Genomic DNA, 4290 nt, shown 5'->3' with positions numbered 1-4290 from the left:
CGCGATGCATTCCGAGGCGCGCTTGCACCTTGGTTGCGGTCGAGGGAAAAGTATCGTCTGGCGTTGTCGTGGCAAGAACGATCAAATCAAGCTCTTGCACCGAAATCCCAGCCGCCTCCAGCGCCTTTACCGCGGCCGCCGTGGCAAGATCCGCCGTGGTCTCGCCCTCGGCTGCAACATGGCGTTGCCGAATGCCGGAGCGCTGCTGGATCCATTCATCGGAGGTGTCGACCCGCTGGGCCAACTCGTCATTCGTGACAATGCGCGCGGGCAGATAAGAGCCGGTACCGATAATCTGGGAACGCCAAAAACTCATGGGGCCAAGCTCACGGCTGGAGTGGGGTCCGCCGAGGTCGCTTGCAAGACGGCCACTTGGCTGCGAATTTTATCGATAAACCCATGCATCGCCATATCGGCGGCAACGCCGATGGCATTGGCGAACCCGAGCCCGTCGGTGCCACCGTGGCTTTTGACGGCGATGCCGTTCAGCCCGACGAACACCGCTCCATTATAGCGGCGCGGATCGACACGGTTGCGGAACTGGGTGAGCGCCGGGCGCATCAGCACATAGGCAATCCGCGCCCAAATGGAGCTTTTGAAACTCTCGCGCAGGAAATGCACGATGAGTTGGGCCGTGCCTTCCGCCGTTTTCAGCGCAACATTGCCGGTAAACCCATCGGTTACGACAACATCGACCGAGCCGGTGGAGAGGTTATTCCCCTCGACAAAGCCGTGGAACTGCGCGGCGAGCGGCGATTCACGCAACAGAATCGCGGCTTGGCGTAGCTCTTCCCGCCCCTTCATTTCCTCGGCGCCGATATTCAGCAAACCGATGGTCGGATTGGTCAGGCCCAGCACGGCCCGCGCAAAGGCGTCGCCCATAATGGCGAATTGCAACAGGTTTTGGGCGTCGCACACCACATTCGCCCCAAGATCCAGCATGACGGTTTCACCGCGCTGGGAAGGAATGATGGAGGCAATCGCCGGACGGTCGATTCCGGGCAGCGTGCGCAACGATAGCTTTGCCATCGCCATCAGCGCGCCCGTATTGCCCGCCGAAACGGCCGCCGCCGCCCGGCCGTCGGCCACGGCATCCAGCGCCAAACGCATGGAAGAACCGCGCCCGTTGCGCAAGGCGGTGGACGGTTTTTCGTCAGACGACACCGCTTTATCGGTGTGCAGCACCTGCGAGACTTTCCGCAACAATGGTAGGCGGGCGAGAAGCGGTTCGATCCGCTGCTCGTCGCCGACCATCAGAAAATCTACGTTGGGAAAGCGCTCGCGCGCGATATTCGCACCGTCGATCACGATCCCGGGAGCCCGGTCGCCGCCCATCACATCGAGGGCAATGGTCAACCGAGCTGTCACGGTGCGCCTATCGTCTGTGTCTGATCGAACAAGCCAAAAGGCTTAAGCGGCTGCCGAGGCAACCACTTCGCGGGCATCGTAATGACCGCAGGCCGGGCAGATGTGATGCGGACGCTGCAGTTCGCCACAGTTCGAGCATTCGGTATAAGCCGAACCCGACAGGGCGTCATGCGAGCGACGCATGTTACGACGGGACTTGGAGGTCTTCTTCTTAGGAACTGCCATAATCTTGAACTCGTGTTAGCGGACATCGCCGAAAAGCGACGGCCTGTGTAGCCAATATCGGGAACGTCCGCAAGCGATTCTGTCACACAGAGCGATATAATCTCATCCTTTCTTTGCAAGCCCCGCTAGGCGTGCAAAGGGGTTGGGCTTGCCGGACTCTTCTGCGGTTGCAGAAGCCGCCGATTCCTCCTCCTCAACGGCGATATAATCCTCCGGCACCGCCGCCCCTTCCGCGCGCGGATAGGGGTCGAGCGCGAGGGAAAAATATTGCGCCGTGATCTCGCCAAGATCGAGCCCCTCTTCCGGCCAGGGCTCCAACTCATCGTCTTCGCCGGTCAGATCGATCTCGCCACGCTCCGGCGCGCTATCGATCGGGCCGAGCACGAGGGCGAAATCGCTTTCCACCACCGCCGGGACCGGCTCCAGGCTGATCACGCAGCTTTGCACAGCGGCCGCGCTAACGTGGCCCGAGACCGACACATATTTGCCGCCGCGCACACGCCGGATGGCGAGCTTGGCGGAAAGTCGGCTGAGGTCTTGCAACGCGAACCGTTCGGCCAATGCCGCCCGTTCTTCGGGGGTCGCTTCAACCGTTTGGGTCATCTGGTGCGATCCGATACGGTCCAGCGACAGGGGGCGGGAAAATTCAGGCTCCATCAGGCTCTACTCGGTTAAAGCTGAAAATTGGCACGATCCCGCCAGCAGGTCGGCCGAGGCTTGGGCCGCCAGCGCAGCCACTTGCCGGTGACAATAGCCGATCATCGCCGCGACCGCATCGTCCGTCGGCACGCCCGCGCGGGGGCCGTAGGCATTGCGGCGCAGAGCGGCGGCAAACGCCGCGCTATCGTCCAAGCCCGCATCATAGGCTTGCAGGCGACCATAGAGATTCTCGGCCACAAGCTTGATGCGCTTGCCGATCACAACGTCGCTAATGCCGAGCTCGCGCAACGAGAGGTCCATATCGTCCATCATCACATCGTGGAGGGCCTGGGCGAGCTCAGCCGCCTCGGGCAGGGCCTTCAGCCGGTGCAGCAGCAGCCATATATGCAAGGCCACCATCTCAAACCGGCCTTCCGGCGAGTCCGTCACCCCATAGGCTTGATAGAACAATGGCTGCCGCGCCTGCGCAACCGCCACCCCATAGAGCGTTTCGGCCCTTTGGCGTAGCGCCCGGCGCGCACGGCGGGCGGGGCTGAACGGCCAGGAGAATGAGAAGACCATACCGCTCCTTAATGGAAAGTGACGGGCGGGAACAGGCCGCAATTGACTTGCCCCAGGGGCAATGCGAGTGTCTGTCGCGCCTGACGCCGACATGCGCAGCGGCAAAGTGGCTCCCGCGACCCTCCCGGTCAAGGGGGGCATTCCAGGCACCCGCGTTGAGAGCTAGAAACCGACCCTTCGGAATGATGACGACAAACCGCACCCCAACCCGCCGCCCCACCTTGGGCCTTACCCTCGGCCTTACTCTGTTCGTGCTGGGAAGCGGCCTTGGGGCCTGCACGCCGATTGTCGATAATCGCGGCAATCTGCCCACCCAAGAAGCGGTAGATCAAATCATTATCGGCGGCTCCAGCCGGGCCGACGTGCAGCGCCTGCTCGGCTCCCCCACCGCCGCCGGAACGTTTTCGGACAAGGTTTGGTACTATATTAGCCGCAAGCAGGAAACGATCGCCTTCTTGAAGCCCGCGCCGGTGGAGCAAACCATTCTGCGCGTCTATTTCGACGACGCCGGGCTTGTCTCGAAACTGGCCGCGACGGGCGGCGAGACGGTCGAATTTATCGACCATACCGCCGAAACCACGCCGACGACTGGCCACTCGATGGGCTTTATCGAACAACTCTTCGGCAATATCGGACGCTTTGGCAGCAAAGACGGCCCGTATAAGGCCCCGAGCCCGACGGGGCAGCGGTAAAAGCTATGGTGTCGGAAGATGTCCGTTGACACTCAGCCCGATACCTTACTCTTTCCACTTCCGCTTGAAGAGAAAAAGCGTTTACAGCTTTTATGCCAAGAACCCTGGGAAGATATTCTATACATTCGGGATTCAACATCCCGCAGGACGGGTGAATATGCCCGTATCCCTAATCCCTCGTGCGTTCAAATAAAATCTTCAGAGTGTACAAATATATACTATAGTTTTTCGGAGGATTATAACGGAATACCCTATTGCGATATCTCGAGAATTTGCTATTTATCCAATAATGATATTCAGAACCTTAAACAGAATGATGATTTTTTTCCTGATCTCATGGTTAGCATGGGGGGCAGCATAGACAGGTTTGGACGTAAGATTGACAAATTCAATCAGAAATTTCTGGAAACCCCCAAAACAGCTTTCAGGCTTTTACACAAAGACACTATATCAACATTTGAATCGACAACGGATGAAACAATCTTACGGGAACTTGGGGTAGACGTTGAAAAATTTAAAGGGGTTCCTTTTCACCTTAGGACCGACTTCAAAGAAATTTTCTTAATAGACACAGGTATTTTGTTCGAAAACATTTTTGGTCGCCTACTATTCTATATTGGCTACGCCGTTTCTCATATCTCTATTCTACGCGATAATTATATAGATATACTTTTAGACGAAGATTTCGTTTCTATTTCTGTTATCTAAACTAAAAACGGCCCCTTTCGGGGCCGTTTGCATATCTATTCCGCCGCCGTAATCAGGCTCGGCTCATCCACCAAAC

The 4290-nt window shown here is 58.0% G+C and carries 6 protein-coding genes and 1 pseudogene; 2 read left to right on the top strand and 5 right to left on the bottom strand.

Annotated features, from left to right (window positions below; translation table 11 throughout):
* The 5 genes and pseudogenes from ACIQ36_RS18925 to ACIQ36_RS18905 all read right to left on the bottom strand — a co-directional run.
* A pseudogene (locus tag ACIQ36_RS18925) lies at window positions 1–316 on the bottom strand (3-oxoacyl-ACP synthase); the annotation flags it as partial.
* Window positions 313–1368, bottom strand: coding sequence for a phosphate acyltransferase PlsX (plsX, locus tag ACIQ36_RS18920; protein ID WP_395832250.1), 1056 nt, complete (start codon window positions 1366–1368; stop codon window positions 313–315). The gene plsX and the pseudogene ACIQ36_RS18925, both read right to left, overlap by 4 nt.
* Before the next feature lie 42 nt (window positions 1369–1410).
* Complete coding sequence (gene rpmF / locus ACIQ36_RS18915) at window positions 1411–1593, bottom strand: 50S ribosomal protein L32 (RefSeq protein ID WP_084627702.1); 183 nt, start codon at window positions 1591–1593, stop codon at window positions 1411–1413.
* Window positions 1594–1695: 102 nt separating this feature from the next.
* Window positions 1696–2196, bottom strand: a complete 501-nt coding sequence (locus ACIQ36_RS18910) for a YceD family protein (RefSeq protein WP_395832248.1) — start codon at window positions 2194–2196, stop codon at window positions 1696–1698.
* A gap of 60 nt (window positions 2197–2256) precedes the next feature.
* Window positions 2257–2814, bottom strand: a complete 558-nt coding sequence (locus tag ACIQ36_RS18905) for a ubiquinol-cytochrome C chaperone family protein (RefSeq protein WP_395832246.1) — start codon at window positions 2812–2814, stop codon at window positions 2257–2259.
* 182 nt (window positions 2815–2996) lie between these two features.
* Here ACIQ36_RS18905 and ACIQ36_RS18900 point away from each other — a divergent pair, with 182 nt between their 5' ends.
* Both ACIQ36_RS18900 and ACIQ36_RS18895 read left to right on the top strand, forming a co-directional pair.
* Window positions 2997–3506: an outer membrane protein assembly factor BamE gene (locus ACIQ36_RS18900; RefSeq protein WP_395832244.1), complete on the top strand. Its 510-nt coding sequence runs from the start codon at window positions 2997–2999 to the stop codon at window positions 3504–3506.
* Between the two features lie 18 nt (window positions 3507–3524).
* On the top strand, window positions 3525–4214 hold the full coding sequence (locus ACIQ36_RS18895) for a hypothetical protein (protein WP_395832242.1): 690 nt from the start codon (window positions 3525–3527) through the stop codon (window positions 4212–4214).
* The last annotated feature ends 76 nt before the right edge of the window (window positions 4215–4290 follow it).

The organism is Elstera sp., assembly GCF_044372965.1.
In the GTDB taxonomy this organism is placed as follows: Bacteria; Pseudomonadota; Alphaproteobacteria; order Elsterales; family Elsteraceae; genus Elstera.
This window is presented reverse-complemented; position numbering and strand designations above follow the sequence as displayed.

Bases quoted from the DNA above. Each gene is read 5' to 3' on its own strand.
- rpmF (WP_084627702.1), bottom strand. From the start codon at position 1,593: ATGGCAGTTCCTAAGAAGAAGACCTCCAAGTCCCGTCGTAACATGCGT.
- ACIQ36_RS18910 (WP_395832248.1), bottom strand. From the start codon at position 2,196: ATGACCCAAACGGTTGAAGCGACCCCCGAAGAACGGGCGGCATTGGCC.
- ACIQ36_RS18905 (WP_395832246.1), bottom strand. From the start codon at position 2,814: ATGGTCTTCTCATTCTCCTGGCCGTTCAGCCCCGCCCGCCGTGCGCGC.
- ACIQ36_RS18900 (WP_395832244.1), top strand. From the start codon at position 2,997: ATGATGACGACAAACCGCACCCCAACCCGCCGCCCCACCTTGGGCCTT.
- ACIQ36_RS18895 (WP_395832242.1), top strand. From the start codon at position 3,525: ATGTCCGTTGACACTCAGCCCGATACCTTACTCTTTCCACTTCCGCTT.